The 22,289-nt window shown below is 38.1% G+C and carries 27 protein-coding genes; all 27 read left to right on the top strand.

Annotation, left to right across the window (positions count from 1 at the left end; all coding sequences use genetic code 11):
- Positions 1-327 precede the first annotated feature (327 nt).
- The gene (gene xerC, locus AN161_RS09940; RefSeq protein ID WP_053594199.1) at positions 328-1,227 is read left to right on the top strand and encodes a tyrosine recombinase XerC; all 900 of its coding nucleotides are present in this window, start codon (positions 328-330) and stop codon (positions 1,225-1,227) included.
- 21 nt (positions 1,228-1,248) lie between these two features.
- Positions 1,249-1,794, top strand: a complete 546-nt coding sequence (hslV, locus tag AN161_RS09945; RefSeq protein ID WP_053594200.1) for an ATP-dependent protease subunit HslV — start codon at positions 1,249-1,251, stop codon at positions 1,792-1,794.
- Positions 1,794-3,194 (top strand): ATP-dependent protease ATPase subunit HslU, encoded by a 1,401-nt coding sequence (gene hslU, locus AN161_RS09950; RefSeq protein ID WP_053594201.1) that lies wholly within the window; start codon positions 1,794-1,796, stop codon positions 3,192-3,194. Before hslV ends, hslU begins: the two co-directional genes overlap by 1 nt.
- Positions 3,195-3,281: 87 nt before the next feature.
- The gene (gene codY, locus AN161_RS09955; protein WP_053594202.1) at positions 3,282-4,061 is read left to right on the top strand and encodes a GTP-sensing pleiotropic transcriptional regulator CodY; all 780 of its coding nucleotides are present in this window, start codon (positions 3,282-3,284) and stop codon (positions 4,059-4,061) included.
- A gap of 683 nt (positions 4,062-4,744) precedes the next feature.
- Positions 4,745-5,137, top strand: a complete 393-nt coding sequence (gene flgB / locus AN161_RS09960; RefSeq protein WP_053594203.1) for a flagellar basal body rod protein FlgB — start codon at positions 4,745-4,747, stop codon at positions 5,135-5,137.
- Positions 5,138-5,140: 3 nt separating this feature from the next.
- Positions 5,141-5,602, top strand: a complete 462-nt coding sequence (gene flgC, locus AN161_RS09965) for a flagellar basal body rod protein FlgC (RefSeq protein WP_053594204.1) — start codon at positions 5,141-5,143, stop codon at positions 5,600-5,602.
- A gap of 23 nt (positions 5,603-5,625) precedes the next feature.
- The gene (gene fliE, locus AN161_RS09970) at positions 5,626-5,931 is read left to right on the top strand and encodes a flagellar hook-basal body complex protein FliE (protein ID WP_053594205.1); all 306 of its coding nucleotides are present in this window, start codon (positions 5,626-5,628) and stop codon (positions 5,929-5,931) included.
- 219 nt (positions 5,932-6,150) lie between these two features.
- The gene (gene fliF / locus AN161_RS09975; protein ID WP_053594206.1) at positions 6,151-7,743 is read left to right on the top strand and encodes a flagellar basal-body MS-ring/collar protein FliF; all 1,593 of its coding nucleotides are present in this window, start codon (positions 6,151-6,153) and stop codon (positions 7,741-7,743) included.
- Positions 7,744-7,758: 15 nt separating this feature from the next.
- Entirely contained in the window at positions 7,759-8,772 is a 1,014-nt protein-coding gene (gene fliG, locus AN161_RS09980; RefSeq protein WP_053594207.1) for a flagellar motor switch protein FliG, read from the top strand.
- Positions 8,765-9,553: a flagellar assembly protein FliH gene (gene fliH / locus AN161_RS09985; protein WP_053594208.1), complete on the top strand. Its 789-nt coding sequence runs from the start codon at positions 8,765-8,767 to the stop codon at positions 9,551-9,553. The genes fliG and fliH overlap by 8 nt, the downstream gene beginning before the upstream one ends.
- A gap of 5 nt (positions 9,554-9,558) precedes the next feature.
- Complete coding sequence (gene fliI / locus AN161_RS09990) at positions 9,559-10,884, top strand: flagellar protein export ATPase FliI (protein ID WP_053594209.1); 1,326 nt, start codon at positions 9,559-9,561, stop codon at positions 10,882-10,884.
- On the top strand, positions 10,885-11,334 hold the full coding sequence (gene fliJ / locus AN161_RS09995; RefSeq protein ID WP_053594210.1) for a flagellar export protein FliJ: 450 nt from the start codon (positions 10,885-10,887) through the stop codon (positions 11,332-11,334). It abuts the gene before it with no gap.
- A 4-nt stretch (positions 11,335-11,338) separates the two neighbouring features.
- Complete coding sequence (locus tag AN161_RS10000) at positions 11,339-11,953, top strand: hypothetical protein (protein ID WP_053594211.1); 615 nt, start codon at positions 11,339-11,341, stop codon at positions 11,951-11,953.
- A gap of 21 nt (positions 11,954-11,974) precedes the next feature.
- Positions 11,975-13,249, top strand: coding sequence for a flagellar hook-length control protein FliK (locus AN161_RS10005; protein ID WP_241774538.1), 1,275 nt, complete (start codon positions 11,975-11,977; stop codon positions 13,247-13,249).
- A 26-nt stretch (positions 13,250-13,275) separates the two neighbouring features.
- Positions 13,276-13,929: a flagellar hook assembly protein FlgD gene (gene flgD / locus AN161_RS10010; protein WP_053594556.1), complete on the top strand. Its 654-nt coding sequence runs from the start codon at positions 13,276-13,278 to the stop codon at positions 13,927-13,929.
- A gap of 15 nt (positions 13,930-13,944) precedes the next feature.
- Entirely contained in the window at positions 13,945-14,316 is a 372-nt protein-coding gene (locus AN161_RS10015) for a TIGR02530 family flagellar biosynthesis protein (protein ID WP_053594557.1), read from the top strand.
- A gap of 79 nt (positions 14,317-14,395) precedes the next feature.
- A complete protein-coding gene (locus tag AN161_RS10020; RefSeq protein WP_053594213.1) occupies positions 14,396-15,361 on the top strand; it encodes a flagellar hook-basal body complex protein in 966 nt (321 codons plus the stop codon).
- Positions 15,362-15,476: 115 nt separating this feature from the next.
- Entirely contained in the window at positions 15,477-15,698 is a 222-nt protein-coding gene (locus AN161_RS10025; protein WP_049668748.1) for a flagellar FlbD family protein, read from the top strand.
- On the top strand, positions 15,688-16,116 hold the full coding sequence (gene fliL / locus AN161_RS10030) for a flagellar basal body-associated protein FliL (RefSeq protein WP_053594214.1): 429 nt from the start codon (positions 15,688-15,690) through the stop codon (positions 16,114-16,116). The genes AN161_RS10025 and fliL overlap by 11 nt, the downstream gene beginning before the upstream one ends.
- Positions 16,117-16,147: 31 nt before the next feature.
- Positions 16,148-17,143: a flagellar motor switch protein FliM gene (fliM, locus tag AN161_RS10035; RefSeq protein WP_053594215.1), complete on the top strand. Its 996-nt coding sequence runs from the start codon at positions 16,148-16,150 to the stop codon at positions 17,141-17,143.
- Positions 17,136-18,392: a flagellar motor switch phosphatase FliY gene (gene fliY, locus AN161_RS10040; RefSeq protein WP_053594216.1), complete on the top strand. Its 1,257-nt coding sequence runs from the start codon at positions 17,136-17,138 to the stop codon at positions 18,390-18,392. The genes fliM and fliY overlap by 8 nt, the downstream gene beginning before the upstream one ends.
- Before the next feature lie 21 nt (positions 18,393-18,413).
- Entirely contained in the window at positions 18,414-18,776 is a 363-nt protein-coding gene (locus AN161_RS10045) for a response regulator (RefSeq protein WP_053594217.1), read from the top strand.
- 4 nt (positions 18,777-18,780) lie between these two features.
- Complete coding sequence (locus AN161_RS10050; protein ID WP_053594218.1) at positions 18,781-19,458, top strand: flagellar biosynthetic protein FliO; 678 nt, start codon at positions 18,781-18,783, stop codon at positions 19,456-19,458.
- Positions 19,455-20,120, top strand: a complete 666-nt coding sequence (fliP, locus tag AN161_RS10055) for a flagellar type III secretion system pore protein FliP (RefSeq protein ID WP_053594219.1) — start codon at positions 19,455-19,457, stop codon at positions 20,118-20,120. Before AN161_RS10050 ends, fliP begins: the two co-directional genes overlap by 4 nt.
- Positions 20,121-20,133: 13 nt before the next feature.
- Positions 20,134-20,403 carry a flagellar biosynthesis protein FliQ gene (gene fliQ / locus AN161_RS10060; protein ID WP_053594220.1) on the top strand — a complete coding sequence of 90 codons (270 nt, stop codon included), beginning with the start codon at positions 20,134-20,136 and terminating at the stop codon, positions 20,401-20,403.
- Positions 20,404-20,407: 4 nt separating this feature from the next.
- Positions 20,408-21,184 carry a flagellar biosynthetic protein FliR gene (fliR, locus tag AN161_RS10065; protein ID WP_053594221.1) on the top strand — a complete coding sequence of 259 codons (777 nt, stop codon included), beginning with the start codon at positions 20,408-20,410 and terminating at the stop codon, positions 21,182-21,184.
- A gap of 1 nt (position 21,185) precedes the next feature.
- A complete protein-coding gene (gene flhB, locus AN161_RS10070; protein ID WP_053594222.1) occupies positions 21,186-22,274 on the top strand; it encodes a flagellar biosynthesis protein FlhB in 1,089 nt (362 codons plus the stop codon).
- Positions 22,275-22,289 lie beyond the last annotated feature (15 nt).

Here is a 22,289-nt window from a genome sequence, read left to right on the forward strand (position 1 = left end):
GTGTAAGTAATTTGGGCTCATCGCCAAACGTTGGGGATGACATTAAAAACGTATGCTATGTATATAAGTTGGTTGGAGTGGAGACTGGGCGACTCCTTGGGGAATCAGTGTCACAGATGAGACCCTGGAGCGAGCCGGTAGGGGAACGAAGGCTAAAAGCATCACATCCTGTGATAATGGCTTCGTGACCAACATCCTTTTTGGCCCAAGCGGCTCATCGGACACCCTCAAGTAAGCGCCCAGTCGGAGCGGAAATCAACCCCACATTATGGTGATGAGCCGTAATTTGAGAAGGTTATCAATAATTCGTTGGTGGTGAATCTTTTAATGTTAGTTTCGTCCCAAGATGCACTTGAACAGTTCATGCTTTACATCCAGGTTGAAAAGAACTTCTCTGTTCATACAGTGCGAGAATATGAATCAGATCTACTAGATTTTTTAGCGTTTTTACAGGCGGAGGGCATAAATGATTTAGCTAGTGTTGAGTATATACATGCACGTCTCTATGTAACAAAGTTGTACGATGAAAAAAGAGCGAGATCATCTGTATCAAGAAAAATTTCCTCTATACGCTCCTTTTTTCGTTTTCTAAATAGACAGTACGGATTAGATGATGGAGCGTTTCGATCGTTATATCATCCAAAAAAAGAATCACGCTTACCTAGCTTTTTCTACGAAGAAGAATTGAAGCAGCTATTTGATGCGAATGTTGGAGATGATTTGAAATCATTAAGAAATACGGCTTTATTAGAGCTGTTATATGCGACAGGTATTCGTGTAAGTGAGCTTACCTCGATTCAAGTAGAAGATGTAGATTTCCACTATTCAATTATTAGGGTAATGGGAAAAGGGCGAAAAGAACGTATTATTCCATTCGGTCAATTTGCGAGTCTAGCCATGCAGGACTACATAGAGCAAGCTCGTCCGAGATTGATGAAAAAAACAAGTCATCAGCAATTGTTTGTCAACATGCGCGGTGGGGAACTTACTCCTCGAGGTGTACGTCATATTTTAACTGAAATGATTGACAAGGCCTCACTCCATACGAAAATATATCCACATATGCTTCGCCATACTTTTGCCACACATTTATTGAATAATGGCGCAGATTTACGTACGGTGCAGGAGTTATTAGGCCACGCACATTTATCTTCTACACAAGTTTACACACATGTAACAAAAGAGCATCTTCGTCAAACATATATGAATGCTCATCCAAGGGCATAATAAAGCTAAGGAGGAAGGCGAATGGGACAAATTCATGCAACAACAATATTTGCAGTTCATCATAATGGAGGTTGCGCCATGGCTGGTGACGGCCAAGTGACCCTAGGGAATGCAGTTGTGATGAAGGGTACAGCAAGGAAGGTCAGACGTCTGTTTAATGGGCAGGTGCTTGCTGGATTTGCAGGATCAGTTGCCGATGCTTTTACACTTTTTGAGATGTTTGAAGGAAAGTTAAATGAATACAATGGTAACTTACAACGTGCGGCAGTAGAAGTGGCAAAACAGTGGCGCGGTGATAAAATGCTACGCCAATTAGAGGCTATGCTACTTGTAATGGATAAAAATACGCTCCTTCTCGTTTCGGGTACAGGAGAAGTGATTGAACCAGATGATGGTATTTTGGCAATTGGTTCTGGAGGTAACTATGCATTATCTGCAGGCCGTGCTCTAAAAAAATATGCAGGTGATACAATGTCTGCGCGTGAAATTGCAGAAGCGGCATTAGGAACTGCTGCTGAGATCTGTGTATTTACGAATCATAATATTATCGTGGAGGCGCTTAACTAATGACACAAAATAATTTAACGCCAAGACAAATTACTGAGCATTTGGATCGTTATATCGTTGGACAAAATGAAGCAAAGCGAGCAGTAGCTATTGCACTACGTAATCGTTATCGTCGCTCACTATTAAGTGATGAGATGAAGGCTGAAGTAATTCCGAAGAATATTCTGATGATCGGACCTACAGGTGTCGGAAAAACAGAAATTGCTCGAAGAATTGCGAAGCTAACGAATGCGCCATTTGTGAAAGTGGAAGCAACGAAGTTTACAGAAGTAGGGTATGTTGGTCGCGACGTAGAGTCAATGGTACGTGATGTAGTAGAAGCTTCACATCGTCTTGTAAAGGAAGAAATGATGGAGTCTGTGAAGGAGCAAGCGGAACAGTTAGCAAACGAAGCAATCGTTAAGCTATTAGTTCCTTCCTTACGAAAAAAACAATCCATGCAAAATCCGTTTGAAATGTTATTTGGTGGTAAAGAACAGCAATCCAATGACGATACTTCTACTGAAGAAACTGAGGTACGTTCCAAACGTGCGCAAATCGCTATCGATTTACGTAACGGTAAATTAGAAAATGAATGGATTACAGTTGAAGTGACGGAACAAAATCCTTCTATTTTTGATGCATTACAAGGAACGGGCATGGATATGTCTGCAAACAGTGGTATGCAGGATATGCTATCTAGTTTGATGCCTAAAAAGCAAAAAAAACGCCGTGTACAAGTGAAAGATGCACGACGCATTTTAACTATCGAGGAAGCGAATAAGCTGATAGATGCAGACGAAGTTGCGCAAGAAGCCATTTCAAGAGCTGAACAGTCAGGCATTATTTTTATTGATGAAATTGATAAAATCGCTAGTAAGGAAGGTAACACTTCTGCGAATGTATCACGTGAGGGTGTACAACGTGATATTCTGCCAATCGTTGAAGGTTCTACTGTAACAACGAAGTACGGTGCTGTAAAAACAGACTTTATGCTTTTCATTGCAGCTGGAGCATTTCATATGTCGAAGCCGTCAGACTTAATTCCTGAATTGCAAGGTCGATTCCCGATTCGAGTAGAACTTGAAAAATTAACGAAGCAAGATTTTGTACGTATTTTGCAAGAGCCAGACCAATCGCTTATTCTACAATACAAGGCGTTGTTAGAAACAGAGGGTGTGGAAATAAACTTTACAGAAGATGCGATTGAACGAATTGCAGAAATTGCAACAGAGGTCAATCAGGAAACTGATAATATCGGAGCTCGACGTTTGCACACGATTTTAGAACGTTTGCTGGAAGAATTATCGTTTGAAGCAGCTGAAATTGCACCTGCAAATATTCCAATCACTGCAGCGTATGTAAATCAAAAACTTGCAGGTATAGTAAAGAACAAAGATTTGTCACAGTTTATATTGTAAGATAAGGCTGAATAGTACCATTCAGTTGTAAAAACCTTTAGAATATTAAGCAAATACTCTTCGGATTATTTATAGGAGGAACATATAATGAATTTATTAGAAAAAACACGTAAAATTAACTCGATGCTCCAAGCATCTGCTGGTAAACCGGTAAACTTTAAAGAAATGGCAGATACATTAGGAGATATTATAGACAGTAATGTTTATATTGTAAGCCGTAAAGGGAAGCTTTTAGGCATTTCAATTCACCAACAAATTGAAAACGAACGCATGAAAAAGATGTTCGAAGAGCGTCAATTCCCAGAAGAATACACACATAGCTTGTTTACAATTTCTGAGACATCTTCAAATCTAGATATTCATGACGAACATACTGCTTTCCCAATTGAAAACAAAGAGTTATTCCAAAACGCATTAACAACTATCGTACCGATTGTTGGTGGTGGTGAGCGTCTTGGTACATTAATTCTTGCTCGTTTATCTGCACAATTCGAGGATGATGATTTAATCTTAGCTGAGTATGGTGCAACAGTAGTTGGTATGGAAATTTTACGTGAAAAATCTGAGGAAATTGAAGAGGAAGCTCGTAGTAAAGCTGTTGTACAAATGGCGATTAATTCTCTTTCATACAGTGAATTAGAGGCTATTGAACATATCTTTGAAGAACTTGACGGACATGAAGGCTTACTTGTTGCTTCAAAAATTGCAGACCGAGTGGGTATTACACGTTCAGTAATCGTAAACGCATTACGTAAACTAGAATCTGCAGGTGTAATCGAATCTCGCTCTCTAGGTATGAAGGGTACTTATATTAAAGTACTAAACGATAAATTCTTAAATGCATTAGCTGAAATTAAAATGAAATAATAATAAAGCGTCCTTTGGGAACGTTACAAGGCATCTGGAATGATTTTTTCCGGATGCCTTTTTGAATTTTTTCGTAATTCGACAAAAATTTGAGGAAATTTATAGATGATTTACAATGCTTCAATTAAGTCAGACTATGATATAGTACTAAATGGGGGGGAGGAATCATCTATGTTTTAATCCTTTTTCGTATTTCCTATAGGTATGTTTTTATTCCTCTTAGACGCTGATGTCGTTGCTTTTTCCCTAAATCAGATTCCAATGATACACACAACTTTTAGCATAAAAATAAAAAAACAATGCTCCTATTGTTACTAGTAAGATGGTTATGGAATCTTCTTTAAACATTTTTTGAATATTCCGAGTTTAGGTTAGAATAGTAAAAAAGAACCCAAATTTAGACAGTGTGTTTACTACTAAAAGTAAAAAAAAGGGAAATATTTAATCCCAAAACCGTAAACACTGTCGAAATAGTGTAAAATAACTAGAAACAAGTTGAACCACAACGAAAGCAGGTGGCGCAAGGGGTGCAGAAGTTTTGTCCTGGTTATACATGTTAAAAAATAGGGCGTATATACTATTAAAAAGTGACAAAAGACAATAGACACTAGGTAGCATCTTAATTACAATTGTATTATTGGATAAAATAAGAAATAGAAATACATAAAATGAGGTGAATGGTTTTGAATTTATTCGGAGGAACTATTAGTAGCCTGGAAAACGGACTTTCCTATGCAACTTTAAATCATAAAACAATCGCCAATAACATTGCGAATGTCGATACGCCAAATTATAAAGCGAAAAATGTAAGTTTTAAGGATATGTTGGAGAAAGAACAGCAACTATCAATTTCGGCATATCGTACAGATAATAGACATTATGATTTTGCGATTCGACAATCTACGCCTGGTGTGAATAATATTGATGGCTTACGTTATCGAAATAATGGTAATGCTGTAGATATGGACGCTGAACAGGCGAAATTGGCAGAAAATCAAATCTACTACAATGCATTAACTGACCGTATGAACGGTAAGTTAAATACATTAAATACTGTTATTAAAGGAGGTAAGTAATAGATGTCTATTTTTCATGGAATGAATACCACTGCCTCAGCTTTAACATCACAGCGTTTACGAATGGATGTCATTTCTTCTAATATGGCAAATGTGGATACAACGCGTGCTAGACAAGTGAATGGGGAGTGGGAACCATACCGCCGGAAGTCTGTGACATTTACAGCTCAAGAGGGACAGTTTTCAAAGTTCTTTAATGTTGCACTTGGTAAAAACGCAAAAAGTGGCGTTGGCAACGGCGTAAAAGTTACACAAATAAAAGAAGATAGAGAAACACCTTTCAAACTTGTGTATGATCCAACTCATCCAGATGCAAACGCAGATGGCTATGTAAATATGCCAAATGTAGATCCATTAAAAGAAATGGTAGATTTAATGTCAGCCACTCGTTCCTACGAGGCAAACGTAACTGTATTGAATGCAAATAAATCCATGCTGACAAAGGCGTTAGAGATTGGTAAATAAATAAGAAGAAAGGAAGATACATAATGACAATTTCGTCCGTTTCACTAATGACACCTACGCAGGTTGTAAATGAAACAAATAAACTTAATACAACACCTTATGAAGCACAGCAAAACTTTGCGAACTCATTAAAAGAAGCAATAGCGAAAGTTAATGATCAACAAATTACTTCTGATAATCTTACTCAAAAGCTAATTACTGGTGGAGATGTAGAGTTGCACGAAGTGATGATTGCATCACAAAAAGCGAGCATTACATTAAATGCAACAATGGAAGTTCGCAATAAGGTGATTGAAGCTTACCAAGAAATAATGCGAATGAGTGTCTAACTTTATTGAACAAGTGATACATTCACTATTGAAGTAAAGGATATATCCCATAATTTAAACTTTTTTGAATGAATGATGGAAGGTTGGACGCCCCCAGGAAAGCGCCCAGCCGGAACGGAAATCAACCCATTATGTAATAATGATTGAATGTTATGGGATATCACTGTTTTCGCGAATTATTAGATGGATAGGTTATTCACTATAACCGGAGGATTCATAATGAATGAACGATTGACGAAAATAAAAAACGACACCAGCCAATTTTGGACAAGTCGTAGTAAAAAACAAAAAATTGTAATGATTGGCTCAGTATTAGGAGTTCTATTGCTTGCTACCGTAATAACAATTTTTGCTACAAAAACTACATATGTACCACTTTATAAGGATTTATCGACAAGAGAAATCGGTCAAGTGAAGGAAGCGTTGGATTCCCAAGGTGTAAAATATGAAATTGCACCAGGAGGGACATCAATTTTAGTACCTGAAGAACAAGTAGATGCATTGTTAGTGCAATTGGCATCGGAAGGATATCCGCAAACAGGCACGATTGATTACTCTTTTGCAAACAGCTCTGGATTTGGTATGACAGATAATGAGTTTAACCTATTAAAAAAAGCAGCAACTGAAACAGAAATAGCAAAACTCATTAAAAATCTAGAAGGTGTAAAAGATGCAAAGGTAATGATTAACGTTCCTGAAGAGGGAGTTTTCTTAAAAGATGTAAAAGAAGAAGCGACAGCATCTATTGTTTTGAACACAGACCCTGGCTATAAATTTACAGAGCAACAAATTGCCACTATGTACAACTTAGTAGCAAAAAGTATTCCGAATTTAAACACAGATAACATTGTTATTTCTAACCAATTCTCCGAGTACTTTGATCTGCACGCTGCAACTGCTGATGGTACTTCAACAACGACAGCTGAAGGTCAGTTACAAGCGAAGAAATTGGTTGAGCGTGATCTACAACGTCAAGTGCAAAGTATGCTAGGTACGTTAATGGGACAAGACAAAGTAATAGTTTCTGTGACAACAGACATTGATTTCAAAAAAGAAAATCGTGAAGAAAACCTAGTTACGCCGGTTGACGAAGAGAATATGGAAGGTATTGCTATTAGTGCTCAACGTATTACAGAGCAATATTCTGGTACAGGAGCAGCAGCCACTGGTACACCTGAAGCTGAAACGACGACAGATAACTTCACAACTTATAACGAAGGTGCAACGGGTAATGGAGATTACGAACGTACTGAAGAAACAATTAATAATGACGTAAACCGTATTCGCAAAGATATTCAAGAGGCACCATATAAAGTTCAAGATATTGGTATCCAGGTAATTGTTGAACCACCGACAGCAGCTGATGCGGCATCATTACCAGATGGGGTTCGTGAGGATATTGAGAAAATATTAAGTACTATTGTTCGTACGACGATTTCTAAAGACGTAGCAGCTGAGCTTACTCAAGACCAAATTGATGAAAAAGTAGCTGTTTCAGTACAACCTTTAAATGGTAAGGCAACAGATGTAGCGAACGAAAAATCTGTTATTCCATGGTGGGTTTGGGTAATCGGCGGAATATTACTAGCTGTAATATTATTGCTTGCATTCTTTATTATCCGTTCACGTAAACGTGAGCAGGAAGAAGAAGAGCTTAGCATCCTAGAAGAACAAGAAGAACTAATGATTGAAGATATTAATGAAGAAATTGAAACGGAAGCTACAATGCGTCGTAAGCAGCTAGAAAAAATGGCAAAAGAGAAGCCAGACGATTTTGCGAAGTTACTGCGTAGTTGGATTGCGGAAGACTAACTAGGAGGTTCGGATGTGTCCAAGAAAGATAAGGAATTAACCGGAAAACAAAAGGCCGCTCTCTTGTTAATTTCATTAGGGCCTGAGGTTTCAGCTTCTGTCTATAAACATTTAACAGAGGAAGAAATTGAACGTTTAACATTAGAAATTTCAAGTGTTAAAAAAGTAGAAGCAAATGTTAAAGAGGAAATTATTGAAGAATTCCACAATATTGCACTTGCGCAAGATTATATTACACAGGGTGGTATTGGTTACGCGAAGACAGTATTGGAGAAGGCGCTTGGTGTAGAGCAGGCACAAACGATTATTAATCGCCTAACATCTTCTTTACAAGTGCGTCCCTTTGACTTTGCACGTAGAGCTGATCCAGCACAAATTTTTAACTTTATTCAAAATGAACATCCACAAACAATTGCCCTTATTCTATCTTATTTAGAAGCAGGGCAAGCGGGTGTTATTTTATCTTCATTGCCGCAGGAAGTACAGGCTGATATTGCGAAACGTATAGCCGTAATGGAATCAACATCACCAGAGGTTATTAGTGAAATTGAATCTGTATTAGAGCGTAAATTATCATCGACTGTTACACAGGATTACACAGAAACAGGTGGCATTGATGCAGTTGTTGAAGTGTTAAATGGTGTAGACCGACAAACGGAAAAAACGATTCTCGATGCACTCGAAATTCAAGATCCAGAGCTTGCAGAAGAAATCAAAAAACGTATGTTTGTATTCGAGGATATTGTTACGCTTGACAACCGTTCGATTCAACGTGTTATTCGTGATTGTGAAAATGAAGACTTACTGCTTTCAATGAAAGTTTCAAGTGAAGAAGTAAAAGACATTATTTTCCGCAATATGTCACAACGTATGGCTGAGACATTTAAAGAAGAAATGGAAATTATGGGACCTGTACGTTTACGTGACGTAGAGGAGGCGCAATCTCGAATTGTTGCGGTTATTCGTCGCTTAGAGGATGCTGGTGAGATTATTATTGCACGTGGTGGAGGAGATGACGTCATTGTCTAGAATCATCCGTTCTATACACACACAGTCCAATGGCGATAATGTAAAAAATATTCAAATTCGTGACATGTTTGAAATGCATGAGGGAGAAAATGAAGAAATTTCACCTCAAAAACAAATTTCTATGGAAGAAGTGCTGGGAGAACGTGATCGTTTATTTGCAGAGGCTAGAGCTACTTTACAGGCTGAACGTGAAGCTTTTGAACAAGAGAAGCAAATGTTCTTTCAGGAAATTGAACATTTAAAGCAAGGTTGGGAAGAAGAGCGACCTAATCGAGTGCAAGCGGCTTATGATGAAGGATTTGGTCAGGGCTATGAGGATGGGACAAACAAAGCGAATGAAGCGATGGCACAATCTCTCCAAACGGCCAATGAGGTAATCATTCAGTCGAGGGAAAACGCTCAGAAATATATTGAAGATCAGGAAGCGATTATTTTAGAGCTAGGCTTAACTGCAGCAGAGCGAATTATTGATGCATCTTTAGAGCGAGCCAATGAATTATTTATTTCAATCGTTCGCAGAGGACTTAAGGAAGCGAGAGAAATGAAGGAAATAAAAATTTATGTTTCACCTACATACTATGCATTAATTACTTCTAATCGGGATGAACTAGCTGAAATGTTCCCAACTGACGTACCATTTATGATTTTCGTAAATGAGGATTTAGAAAATGAAACAGATTGCTATATCGAAACAAATCATGGCCGTATTGTTGTAAGTATTGATGAGCAATTAAATGAACTAAGATTGAAGCTACATGAAATATTAGAAAGTAAGGAATGATCTAGATGAAAACGGCTCAATTAATCGAACAAATTCCTCAAATACCAACCTTTAAAAAATTTGGTAGAGTAACTAGAGTTGTCGGCTTGATGATTGAGTCGCAAGGTCCAGATAGTTCCATCGGTGATGTCTGCAAAATTCATGTGGAAACTTCAAAAAACGGCCATCAAATCATCTTAGCAGAGGTTGTAGGCTTCAAAGATGAAATTGTCATCTTAATGCCATTTACCTCTCTTCGGGAAATATCGATTGGCTGCCTAGTTGAAGGTACAGGGGCACCGCTAGAAGTGAAAGTGGGCCCCGAGCTAATCGGTAAGGTACTTGATTCTATGGGAAATCCAATAGATGGAACTATTTTACCAAAAGGATTAATGTCAGTTCCGACAGAGCAGGATCCACCAAACCCACTAACACGCCCACCTATTGATGAAAGACTTGAAGTAGGTGTTAAAGCAATTGATGGCATGCTAACAGTTGGTAATGGACAACGTGTAGGTATTTTCGCTGGTTCTGGGGTCGGGAAAAGTACATTGCTCGGTATGATTGCGCGAAATACCCAAGCTGATTTAAACGTCATCGCACTAATTGGAGAGCGTGGTCGTGAGGTCCGTGAGTTTATAGAGCGTGATTTAGGGCCAGAGGGTTTAAGCCGATCAATAGTAGTAGCTGCCACTTCTGATCAGCCTGCACTAATGCGGATTAAAGGGGCCTTTACCGCAACAGCAATTGCCGAATATTTTAGAAATCGCGGTTTAAATGTCATGTTGATGATGGACTCTGTGACTCGTGTTGCAATGGCACAGCGTGAGATTGGCCTTGCGACAGGTGAACCACCAGCTCAAAAAGGATATACACCCTCTGTATTTGCGATTTTACCAAAGCTTTTAGAGCGCACAGGTACTAATGAGAAGGGTTCTATTACTGCCTTTTATACAGTTTTAGTAGATGGTGATGATATGAACGAGCCAATTGCAGATACTGTGCGAGGGATTTTAGATGGTCATATTGTTCTTGATCGAAACCTTGCTAATAAAGGTCAATATCCAGCTATTAATGTCTTGAAAAGCGTCAGCCGTTTGATGAATCATGTGGCTGAGCCAGAGCACAAAAAGGCGGCAGAACGATTAAGGGAGCTCTATTATACATATGACAAGTCGGAGGATCTAATTAACATCGGTGCCTATAAGCGAGGAACATCAAAAGAAATTGATGAAGCGATTTACTATGAACCTCTCATTACCGCTTATTTAAAGCAAGGTTATTTAGATAAAGTGACTCTTGAGGAAAGTATGAATGAGTTAATTACATTATCGAACGGTGGTGGAAATTAGATGGTAAGTTATACTTATCGTTTTGAAAAAGTGTTAACCATTCGAGAGCAGGAAAAAAATGAAACTGAAATGGCTTATAAAGAATCTGTACGTTCTTTTGAAGAAATAGCAACAAAGCTATACGACTTGCTGAAAAAGAAAGAAGATTTATTAGAGTTTCAACAGGAACGTTTAGCTGTAGGTTCATCAATAGAGGAGATTCATCACTACGCCCGATTTATTGATAGCCTCGAAAAAACAATTGCTGATGTACAGCAGAAAGTTGTACAAGCCCGTGCAAAAATGAATTGGCACGAAGAAAAATTATTAGAAAAAAACTTGGAAGTACGTAAATTTGAAAAAATGCGAGAAAAAGATTTTAAGATATTCCAGCAGGAACAGGATCGTATCGAAGGCATTTTTTTAGATGAGATTTCATCGCTTACGTATAACAAGAGAGAAATCAGGTGATTTCATGGCAAAAAAAGATAATCGACTTAAAGCGGAGTTAGCGGAACAACCACAACCACCCAAACGTAAATCAGGTGGCTTTCGAAAGTTTTTTATGTGGTTTGTAATACCTATTATGTTTGTAGTAGCAGTTCTACTTGTTGTGGCAACCTTAATGAATACGAATGTCTTTGATTTAGGTAAGAAGGCATATGAAAGCTTACCGTTCGTTCCTTCAGAAGAACAACAAGCAAAAGAGGCTGTGGTTAATAATGATTCGAAGGTTGTAAAATTACAGGCTGATGTACAAGAAAAAGAAGCGGAAATCGCACAGCTGCAAAAGAAATTGGATACGGCAACAACTGAGAAAGAAAAGCTAACGACAGAAAATGAGCAGTTACAATTTGAAGTTGAAAAATTAAATAGGGAGCAAGATGACGTAAAGCGTGACTACAATGACATTTTAAAAACATTTGATAAGATGTCCCCTAAAGCAGCAGCGCCAGTCCTTATTAAAATGAGTGATACGGAAGCACTTCGTATTTTAACAAACTTAAAGCCGGATAAATTAGCAGCGATTCTAGAAAAAATGGATCCACAAGATGCAGCGAAATATACGGAAATGATGGCTAAACAATAAGGAATTCTGAAAGGAGGTGAAATGATGGATGTGGCAATGATGCAAATGATATCCAAATCTGTACCAACTAAAACTGCAGCTACAAAACCTACAACAGTTGGAAATTCCGATGTTAAAGCAAGTGGAACGTCGAACAAAGAAAAATCATCGACGTTTGGTTCTGTTTTTGGACAAATTATTTCTTCAAATCAAACACCGCAGTCTACACAGTCAACAGAAACAAAAGATATAGCAGGATTAGCAGAAGTTTTAAATGCTGAATCTATTGAAGACGTACTAGACTTACTAGATATTCCACACGACGATGGCTTATTAATGCTTCAAATTGGTGAAGAGGGCAAAGCTGTTGCGATAGATGAAATGCTGAATCTTGAAAATTTAATGGATGCATTAGGAATTGATTCCGAGCAACTTCAAAAATTAGTTCGACAGTTGCTAGGGGAGGATAAGGAAGCGAAAGATGTATGGGAGCTTTTAGTGCTAGTAGACGCACAGGCACCAATGCTTCAAGCACAAGTTGTAGCAGCTTTACAAGGTGAAGGACAAGTAACACCGAACGAAGCAACACAATTACTCCAAGTATTAAAGTTAGCCCAATTAGTTGGACAGAAAACGGACTTAACAGCTCAACAAGAAAGCTTACTAACTAACATTAAGAGTCTTTTAACAACGATGCAAACACAAGTAGAGACGGGTGCACAGCAGGTAACAACCAAAACAACAGTAACACTTCCGTTACAAGGCTTTCAGAAAGTAGTTCAGCAAGTACAGGTTACCAAACAGGCAGATACAAGTGCTAATGAAATGGTGACATCTAATACGGTCCAAACAAAAGCAGATACATTCCAAGTAACTCTGCCAGCAGCAAAACCAGCACAATCTGAGGCATTATTGAAAGAGATGCAAGCAATCATCAATAGAGCCCAAATCTCTAATGCGCAAGGTATTACCCGCTTAACATTGAAATTGTATCCAGAAAATCTAGGGACAATTCGTATCGAGCTAGTACAAAATGACGGTGTCCTCACTGCTCGACTACTTGCTTCAACAGCTCATGGACGTGAATTACTTGATAGTCAGGCACATCAATTAAAGCAAGCCTTTGTACAGCAAAATATTCAAGTTGATCGTCTCGATATTGCTCAGTCATTGCAAGATGCAGATCGCCAACAACGCGACCAAAGTTTCTTCAATAATTTCTTTAAGCAACAACAGGAAGATGAGCAGGAGCAAAAAAGTGACGATGATGATGAAGGTAAATCATTTAGTGAATATTTAATAAGTGAGGAGGTGTAGGAGTGGCGGATACAAAGACTGATAAAATGACTGGAAAAATAACGGATGACTTTTACTATTCGAACTATAAGAAACCAGTTAGGCAAACTGGTAATAGCGAACTCGGTAAGGATGCTTTCCTGCAATTATTAATTACGCAATTGCAACATCAGGATCCAACAAATCCTATGGACGACCGAGAATTCATTTCTCAAATGGCACAATTCTCTTCTTTAGAGCAAATGCAAAATATGACAAAAACGATGGAATCATTACTAGCCTCACAGCAACAAACACAGCTTATGAGTTATACAACATTTGTTGGTAAAGAAGTAAAATGGCATGAGATAACAGATGAGTTGGATGAAGACAAGAAGCCTATTATCAATGAAGGAACAGGCATTATTGAATCGTTGAAATTTGTAGACGGAGATGTAGTATTCGTATTAGCTGATGGTAAGGAAATAACGCCTGGCAATATCTCAGCTATTTTAGGTGGTTCAGGAGATAACAATACTGAAACAGAATCTCCTCTTGTACAAGCAAGCAAGCTAATTGGTAAAAAAGTTACCTATAAAGACGGCGAGCAAGAACTACAAGGACGTATCGTTTCTGTAACGAGTAAAGATGGCGTTATTTATTACTTATTAGATAACGACAAAAAATTAACAGATAAAGAATTTACCGAAATCAGCGAATAAAGGTGGAGAAGAATGATGGATAAGTTTTCAATTCATCGTGTACCATTGCATCCATCTATTCGCCAAACGCAACCTAAGCCCTTACAAACACAGCAATCATTTAAAGCTCATTTACAGGAAGCTACCAATCAACAAGAATTAAAAGTGAGCAAGCATGCGCATGAACGTATTATCGAGCGCAATATAGAGATTACTGAACAAGAATGGCAGGTTGTATCGGACAAGGTATTTGAAGCGCACTCAAAAGGTGTCAAACAACCATTAGTCTTGATGGATCAAGCAGCTTTAATTGTCAGTGCTAAAAACGCTACTGTCATTACAGCAATGGACCGCACGGAAGCAAAACAGCAAATATTTACTAATATTGATGGCACAATCGTGCTGTAAAGGCTGGACCTGTGATAGGAGGCCTAAGTGTGCTGATTGATAGAAGCATACAATTAATAGACGAAGGGAGAACGACATTATGTTACGTTCTATGTATTCTGGTATTTCAGGTTTAAAAAACTTCCAAACTAAGCTGGATGTAATTGGGAATAATATCTCAAACGTTAATACTTACGGCTTTAAAAAAGGACGTGTAGTATTTAAAGATTTAATGTCTCAAACGTCAGCAGGTGCCTCTTCACCTACTCAAACTCGTGGTGGTGTTAACGCTAAACAAATCGGTTTAGGTTCACAACTTGCTGCAATCGATACAATTCACGGTACAGGTTCAATGCAAACAACTTTTCGCGAGTTAGACTTAGCTATATCTGGTGATGGATTCTTCATGGTAGGTGATGCAAATGGCGCACCTGATGAAGATGGGGTACTAGATGCAGAGGGTTACAGCAATATTCTCTATACACGTGCTGGTAACTTCTATATGGATAGAAATGGATATTTAGTGAACGCCGATGGTAAATATTTAGTCGGTCACGCAAGTGATGAGTTATCGATTTCTGCTGATGGTGATTCAATCGATGGTTCTGCAGCTGACGAACAAAGAGCAGCGAATGGACTAGCTGATATAGAAGGTAATATCGCAGAGGATATGGATTTCGCAACTGAAATTTCACCGATTCGTATTCCTACAACAGCACAATCAATGTCTATTGGTAAAGATGGTACAGTTCAGTATGTAGACTATAAAGGTGACAAACAATATGCAGGTCAACTCATACTTGCAAAGTTCCCAAATGCTGGTGGCCTTGAAAAAGTGGGGGGGAACTACTACCAAACTTCAGCAAACTCTGGACAACCATACGCTCAAGTTGGATCAGTAGGAGGGATTGGTTCCGTTGAAGCTGGCTACCTAGAAATGTCCAATGTAGACCTTTCAGAGGAGTTTACTGAAATGATTGTAGCGCAACGTGGTTTCCAATCAAATACACGTATTATCACAACTTCTGATGAGATTCTTCAAGAGCTTGTGAATTTAAAACGCTAAGTAATTTGTAAGTTAAGAAATACCAGTTAAGATTTCAAAGTGCTCAAAACTAAAAACATAATTTCATATGAGGGAGGGTCGGGCCGGCTCTCATGCTAGACCCGGCCCTATTTCAATGATTGAACTAACACGTCTAAATGGGAAAGCATTTACATTGAATGCTTTATACATAGAAACGGTCGAATCTTTCCCAGATACGACCATAACATTAACGACTGGAACCAAAATCATTGTTTTACAGAGTGAAGATGAGGTGCGACAAAAGGTAACAGCCTTTTATAAAAATATACAAATACTATCAAACCCGCATCTACGAGGTGAAGAAGATGAAGAATAACAAAATGTTAACGATGATTATCATCGTACTAGTAGCAATCATACTTATCGGAGTTATTGCCTTTGTATTGATTAACCAATTTAATAAGCCAACAGGATCTCTTGAACCAACAATTGATGAAATCGTAGAAGCTTCTGTAGAAGTTCCGGAAATTACGACAAATCTAGCTGATAACAAAATTGTACGCATGTCGTTAAAAATTCAAACAACAAATAAAGATGCTGCTGAAGAGTTAACGAAGCGTGTTTTCCAAGTGAATAACATTGTTATCCAAGAGCTTTCCGAAATGGAGCAAAAAGATTTAGAAGGTAAACAAGGTAAACAAATTTTCCAAAAATCATTAAAAACACGATTAAATGAATTGATGCAAGAGGGAGAAGTTCAGGAAGTTTATTTTACCTCCTTCATCACTCAATAATAAAGAAACTGCTTGAAATGGAGGTGGGCAAATGGCAGGAGATGTGTTATCTCAATCAGAGATAGATGCGCTGCTTTCCGCAATATCAACCGGGGAAATGTCAGCTGATGACATAAAAAAAGAGGACGAGGTGCGCAAGGTTAAAGTGTATGACTTTAAACGAGCACTACGTTTCTCAAAAGATCAAATCCGAAGTTTGACCCGAATACATGAAAATTTTGCACGATTACTGACAACGTTCTTTTCTGCACAGCTGAGAAGCTATGTGCAGATTACAGTTGCATCAGTGGACCAAATACCATTTGAAGAGTTTGTTCGTTCGATTCCGAATATGACACTCATTAATGTGTTTGAAGTGCCGCCATTAGATGGTAATATATTGATGGAAATAAACCCGAACATTGCCTACTCAATGCTAGATCGTTTAATGGGCGGTAGCGGGGCGAGTCATAGTAATGTGGATAACTTAACAGAAATTGAAACTAAAATTATGACAAACCTTTTCGAACGTTCATTCGATAATTTACGTGAGGCGTGGGAAAATGTTGCGGAAATTGATCCGATTTTAGTAGAGCTTGAGGTCAACCCTCAATTTTTACAAATGATTTCACCAAATGAAACGGTTGTCGTTATTTCATTAAATACGATCATCGGTGAGACAAGCGGTATGATTAATATTTGTATTCCGCATGTTGTATTGGAGCCAATTGTTCCAAATCTTTCTGTTCGCTATTGGATGCAGGCAAATACAAAAGAGATGTCTCCAGAGCAAACAAAAATGCTAGAAACACGTGTGAAACAAGCACAATTACCTCTTTCCGTTGAACTAGGTATTACAGACATCACCGTTGAGGATTTCCTCACGATGCAGATTGGGGATGTCATTCAATTAGAACAAAAAATTGAAGACCCACTACTATTAAAGGTAGGAACATTACCGAAATTCACAGTTCAACCCGGAAAGCAAGGCAAAAAATTAGCAATCCAGATTATCGACCCTTTGAAAGGAGGAGACGAAGATGAGTGATGAAATGCTCTCCCAAGAAGAAATTGAAGCGTTATTAAGGGGCGAAACGTTGGAAGATAAAAACAGCGACACTGAAGCTTCTACAAATGAGGACTTAAATGATTTACGAGTAGAGGACTACCTCGATTCGTTTGCCCAAGATGCGTTAGGTGAGGTAGGAAATATATCTTTTGGCAGCTCTGCCACAGCACTTTCAGCGTTATTAGGTCAAAAAGTAGATATTACTACCCCAAGTATTTCAATGATCAACCGTAATAAATTAGAAGAGGAATTTCCTCATCCTTATGTAGCCGTACAGGTTGAATATACGATCGGATTGACAGGTATGAATTTACTTGTTATTAAGCAATCCGATGCAGCGATTATTGCTGATTTAATGTTAGGTGGGGATGGTTTAAATCCGAAGCCAGACTTAGGTGAAATTCAGCTGAGCGCTGTTCAAGAAGCTATGAACCAAATGATGGGTTCTGCAGCTACGTCAATGTCGACGGTATTCAACAAAAAGGTGGATATTTCTCCACCATCAATTGATTTAATGAATATTTCTCAAAATGAAGGGCGAGAAAATATTCCAGAAGATGATTTACTCGTAAAAGTATCCTTCAGATTGAAAATCGGTAACTTAATTGATTCAAATTTAATGCAATTATTACCGCTTAAATTTAGTCAAAACATTGTAAAATCTCTATTAGGAGAAACAGAATCAATCGAGGAACCTGTGGCTGCAACAATAGCGCCTGAAGCGCCAGTAGCACCAGCGCCTGTACAAACACAAGCACCAGTACAACCACAAGCGCCCGTGCAACCACAAGCACCTGTAACACAACCGCCAGCACAGCCAGTATATCAACAGCAGGCAGCGCCAGTGCAGCAACCAATATATCAAGAGCAACAACAGATTCCACAAGCAACAAGACCTGTTCAACCGGTCAATGTTCAACAAGCACAGTTTGCTAGTTTTGATTCAAATGTCATCTCGCAATCTGAAGCTAGAAATTTAAATATGCTACTTGATATTCCATTACAAGTTACTGTAGAGTTAGGACGTACAAAGCGTTCTGTTAAAGAGATTTTAGAACTATCTAGTGGTTCGATTATTGAACTAGATAAATTAGCTGGTGAACCAGTTGATATTTTAGTAAATAGCCGTTTAATCGCTAAAGGTGAAGTCGTTGTTATTGATGAAAACTTCGGTGTCCGTATTACAGATGTTTTAAGTCAAGCAGAGCGTTTAAATAATTTAAGATAGTTTCAATTGGAGGAGTTAACCATGTCTAAAAGAATTTTAATTGTAGACGACGCTGCATTCATGCGCATGATGATCAAGGATATTTTATCGAAAAATGGATTTGAAGTAGTTGGGGAGGCAGCTGATGGTTTACAGGCTGTTGAAAAGTACAATGAATTAAAGCCAGATTTAGTAACGATGGATATAACAATGCCTGAAATGGACGGTATTGCTGCTCTTAAAGCGATTAAGGGCTCAGATCCAGGCGCAACTGTAATCATGTGTTCAGCAATGGGACAACAAGCAATGGTAATCGATGCAATTCAAGCTGGTGCGAAAGACTTTATCGTTAAGCCTTTCCAAGCTGATCGTGTAATTGAAGCGATTCAAAAAGCTCTAGGATGATTGCATGAAAATGTTAAAATCATTTCGTCTAACGATGATTTTCGCATTTCTTGTATCCTTCCTGTTTTTGTACCCTACAACGACTCCAGTGTATGCAGACTCTAACACAAATAGTGTAAATGACTGCATTAAAAAAGGAGATTGTATAGAAGATAATGATCCAGCTGCTAAGCAAGATGATTCAGATTTACAAGCAGCTGGAGACATATCTGCATGGGAATACATAAAAATGGTTTTGGCGCTTATTTTTGTTGTAGCTTTATTTTATGGATTAATGAAGTTTTTAAATAAAAGAAATTTAAACTTTCAACGTAATCAATTGGTACAAAATTTAGGCGGTTTATCGTTAGGTGCTCAAAAGTCGGTACAACTATTACAAGTAGGTAAAACACTGTATTTAGTTGGGGTCGGTGAGGATGTCCAGTTGTTACGTGAAATTACTGATCCTGATGAAGTTGCATCACTTTTAGCACTGTATAATGAACGACAAGAATTTGCAGCAACATCACCGTATATTGCAGAAGTATTTTCTAAGTTTAAGAGAAAAAATAATGAGAGTTCATCGACGCAGCAAAATCAAGACTCTTTTGGTGAACTATTTGAAAAAAAGATTTCCGAAATTAAACAGGAGCGTAGTGAAGAACTGGAGAGATGGAAGCAAAAGGAGAATGATGATAAATGAATGATGCAATCAGTATTTTTTCCAACAGCGATCCGACAAATGTCTCAAGTGCTGTTCAGCTCCTCTTGTTGTTGACTGTTCTATCACTAGCACCGAGTATATTAATTTTGATGACATCGTTTACACGAATTGTTATTGTGCTATCGTTTGTTCGTACTGCGTTGGCGACACAGCAAATGCCGCCAAACCAGGTCATTGTAGGTCTTGCCTTGTTTCTAACATTCTTTATCATGGCTCCAACATTTCAAGAGGTCAATAAAGAGGCATTACAGCCATTATTTTCTGAGGAAATTGGAATTGAAGAAGCATATGATCGTGCCAGTGAGCCGTTTAAAGAGTTTATGAGTAAGCATACAAGGCAAAAGGACCTTGATTTGTTTTTAACGTATAATCAAGCAGAAAAACCGGCATCTGTAGAAGAAATCCCTCTTACAATGCTAGTACCTGCTTTCGCATTGAGTGAGATTAAAACAGCGTTCCAAATTGGTTTTATGATTTTTATTCCATTCCTAGTAATCGATATGATTGTCGCAAGTACTCTAATGTCGATGGGGATGATGATGTTACCGCCGGTTATGATTTCATTGCCGTTTAAAATTTTATTATTTGTACTCGTTGATGGTTGGTATCTTGTGATGAAATCATTACTACAAAGTTTTTAGGGGATGATACTGTATGACAAGTGAATTGGTTATTTCAATTGCAGAGCGTGCCATTATGATTATCCTTCTAACAAGCGGTCCGCTACTATTAGTTGCTTTAATCACTGGTTTAGCGGTAAGTGTTTTTCAGGCAACAACTTCGATTCAAGAACAAACGTTAGCATTCGTTCCAAAAATCATCGCTGTATTCGTGGCCATCATATTTTTCGGTCCATGGATGTTATCACAGGTGACAAGCTATGCGAGAGACATTTTTGAGAATTTAACGCGTTATATAGGGTGAGTAGATGAATGAATTAATCCCGCATTTTACGGTTTTCTTATTAGTACTTGTGCGTGTATCGGCATTTTTTGTTACTGTACCTTTTTTCTCGTACAGAACGATTCCGCCACAAGTTAAAATAACTCTCGCATTAGTTTTAGCTTGGATGATGTATTACACAATTGACGTCGAACCATTTGTATTTAATGGTGATTACATACTTTTAGTGATGAAGGAAGCGCTAATTGGGCTGTTACTAGGTCTAGTAGGCTACATCATCATGTCGGCAATTCAAATTGCCGGAAGCTTTATAGATTTTCAAATGGGGTTTGCCATTGCCAATATTATTGATCCGCAAACAGGTGCACAAAGTCCATTGATTGGACAATTTTTTAATACGCTAGCACTACTCATTCTAATAGCTGTAGATGGCCATCATATGATTCTCGATGGAATTCATTATAGTTATCAATTCTTACCGATGGATCAAGGATTTCCTGATTTTGGAAACGACAATTATATCGAGTTTATTATCACAACATTTACGGCTGTTTTTGCGATTGCCTTTCAAATGGCTGCACCTGTCGTAGCAACGTTATTTTTAGTCGATTTGGCGCTAGGAATCACAGCGAAAACTGTACCACAATTAAATATTTTTGTTGTCGGTTTTCCTATTAAAATCGGAGTTAGTTTTCTAGTGTTATTCACAATGATGGCTGTAATGGTTCAAGTTATTAAAAGGCTTATTACAATTATGATTTATGCTATGCGTGATTTAATGGCTATTTTAGGTGGTGGGTAAAATGTTGCTGCTACTGGACTTAGATTTACAGTATTTTGCGGGAGAAAAAACGGAAAAGGCGACGCCAAAAAAACGACAAGATGCTCGAAAAAAAGGTCAGGTTGTCAAAAGTCAGGATATTTCCAGTGCGATTGTCATGCTCATGGTATTTATCTTTTTATTCTTCTTTGCAGGTTCACTGCGAGACGATCTCCTAGCTTTTTTTAGGCAAACTTTTATTCATAATATACACGTAGAATCACTAACCATTGATAGTGTGATGCACCTATTTACAGAAACAATAGTGCAAATGGCTTTTATTATTGTTCCAATTATGGCCATTGCATTTGTTGGAGCATTGGCAGGTAACTTTCTACAGTTTGGCTTTCTATTTACATTAGAGCCAATGAAATTTGATTTGAAGAAAATGGACCCCATAAAAGGGTTGAAAAAAATATTTTCTGTTAAAGCCATTGTAGAGCTTTTAAAGTCAGTATTAAAGATTGGCTTCATCGGTGGCGTTACGACAATTATTATATGGACAAACTTGCCAGAGGTTTTGGCGTTATCTTTTAAAAGTCCATGGATGACTCTAATTACAGTAGGTAAGCTTGTTGGCATTATGGGAATTTCGGCTTCCCTCGTTTTACTTTGTGTATCCATTTTAGACTGGATGTATCAAAAACATGATTACGAAAAAAATCTTAAAATGTCTAAGCAAGATATTAAAGATGAATATAAAAATAGTGAGGGTGACCCGCTGATTAAATCGAAAATCAAACAACGCCAACGCGAAATGGCGATGCGTCGAATGATGTCTGAGATTCCAAGCGCCGATGTGGTCATAACAAACCCAACTCACTATGCGATTGCCATCAAATATGATGAGGAAAGTATGGAAGCTCCGCGCGTCGTTGCTAAGGGTACAGACTTTATCGCTCAAAAAATTAAACTGATTGCGAAAGAACATGAAGTGATTATGGTTGAAAATAGACCCTTAGCACGAGCAATGTACGATCAAGTAGAAATCGGCGATCAGGTACCAGAAGAGTTTTTCAAAGCAGTAGCAGAAGTGCTTGCTTATGTTTATCGAATTAAGCGGAAAATTTAAAGCTTTTAGTAGGAG

Origin of the sequence: Lysinibacillus sp. FJAT-14222 (assembly GCF_001278875.1) — a bacterium.
Classification (GTDB): Bacteria; Bacillota; Bacilli; order Bacillales_A; family Planococcaceae; genus Lysinibacillus; species Lysinibacillus agricola.

Coding starts and splice junctions, on each gene's coding strand:
- xerC (WP_053594199.1), top strand. CDS start 328: ATGTTAGTTTCGTCCCAAGATGCACTTGAACAGTTCATGCTTTACATC.
- hslV (WP_053594200.1), top strand. CDS start 1,249: ATGGGACAAATTCATGCAACAACAATATTTGCAGTTCATCATAATGGA.
- hslU (WP_053594201.1), top strand. CDS start 1,794: ATGACACAAAATAATTTAACGCCAAGACAAATTACTGAGCATTTGGAT.
- codY (WP_053594202.1), top strand. CDS start 3,282: ATGAATTTATTAGAAAAAACACGTAAAATTAACTCGATGCTCCAAGCA.
- flgC (WP_053594204.1), top strand. CDS start 5,141: ATGTCTATTTTTCATGGAATGAATACCACTGCCTCAGCTTTAACATCA.
- fliE (WP_053594205.1), top strand. CDS start 5,626: ATGACAATTTCGTCCGTTTCACTAATGACACCTACGCAGGTTGTAAAT.
- fliF (WP_053594206.1), top strand. CDS start 6,151: ATGAATGAACGATTGACGAAAATAAAAAACGACACCAGCCAATTTTGG.
- fliI (WP_053594209.1), top strand. CDS start 9,559: ATGAAAACGGCTCAATTAATCGAACAAATTCCTCAAATACCAACCTTT.
- fliJ (WP_053594210.1), top strand. CDS start 10,885: ATGGTAAGTTATACTTATCGTTTTGAAAAAGTGTTAACCATTCGAGAG.
- AN161_RS10000 (WP_053594211.1), top strand. CDS start 11,339: ATGGCAAAAAAAGATAATCGACTTAAAGCGGAGTTAGCGGAACAACCA.
- AN161_RS10005 (WP_241774538.1), top strand. CDS start 11,975: ATGATGGATGTGGCAATGATGCAAATGATATCCAAATCTGTACCAACT.
- flgD (WP_053594556.1), top strand. CDS start 13,276: ATGACTGGAAAAATAACGGATGACTTTTACTATTCGAACTATAAGAAA.
- AN161_RS10015 (WP_053594557.1), top strand. CDS start 13,945: ATGGATAAGTTTTCAATTCATCGTGTACCATTGCATCCATCTATTCGC.
- AN161_RS10020 (WP_053594213.1), top strand. CDS start 14,396: ATGTTACGTTCTATGTATTCTGGTATTTCAGGTTTAAAAAACTTCCAA.
- AN161_RS10025 (WP_049668748.1), top strand. CDS start 15,477: ATGATTGAACTAACACGTCTAAATGGGAAAGCATTTACATTGAATGCT.
- fliL (WP_053594214.1), top strand. CDS start 15,688: ATGAAGAATAACAAAATGTTAACGATGATTATCATCGTACTAGTAGCA.
- fliM (WP_053594215.1), top strand. CDS start 16,148: ATGGCAGGAGATGTGTTATCTCAATCAGAGATAGATGCGCTGCTTTCC.
- fliY (WP_053594216.1), top strand. CDS start 17,136: ATGAGTGATGAAATGCTCTCCCAAGAAGAAATTGAAGCGTTATTAAGG.
- AN161_RS10045 (WP_053594217.1), top strand. CDS start 18,414: ATGTCTAAAAGAATTTTAATTGTAGACGACGCTGCATTCATGCGCATG.
- AN161_RS10050 (WP_053594218.1), top strand. CDS start 18,781: ATGAAAATGTTAAAATCATTTCGTCTAACGATGATTTTCGCATTTCTT.
- fliP (WP_053594219.1), top strand. CDS start 19,455: ATGAATGATGCAATCAGTATTTTTTCCAACAGCGATCCGACAAATGTC.
- fliQ (WP_053594220.1), top strand. CDS start 20,134: ATGACAAGTGAATTGGTTATTTCAATTGCAGAGCGTGCCATTATGATT.
- fliR (WP_053594221.1), top strand. CDS start 20,408: ATGAATGAATTAATCCCGCATTTTACGGTTTTCTTATTAGTACTTGTG.
- flhB (WP_053594222.1), top strand. CDS start 21,186: ATGTTGCTGCTACTGGACTTAGATTTACAGTATTTTGCGGGAGAAAAA.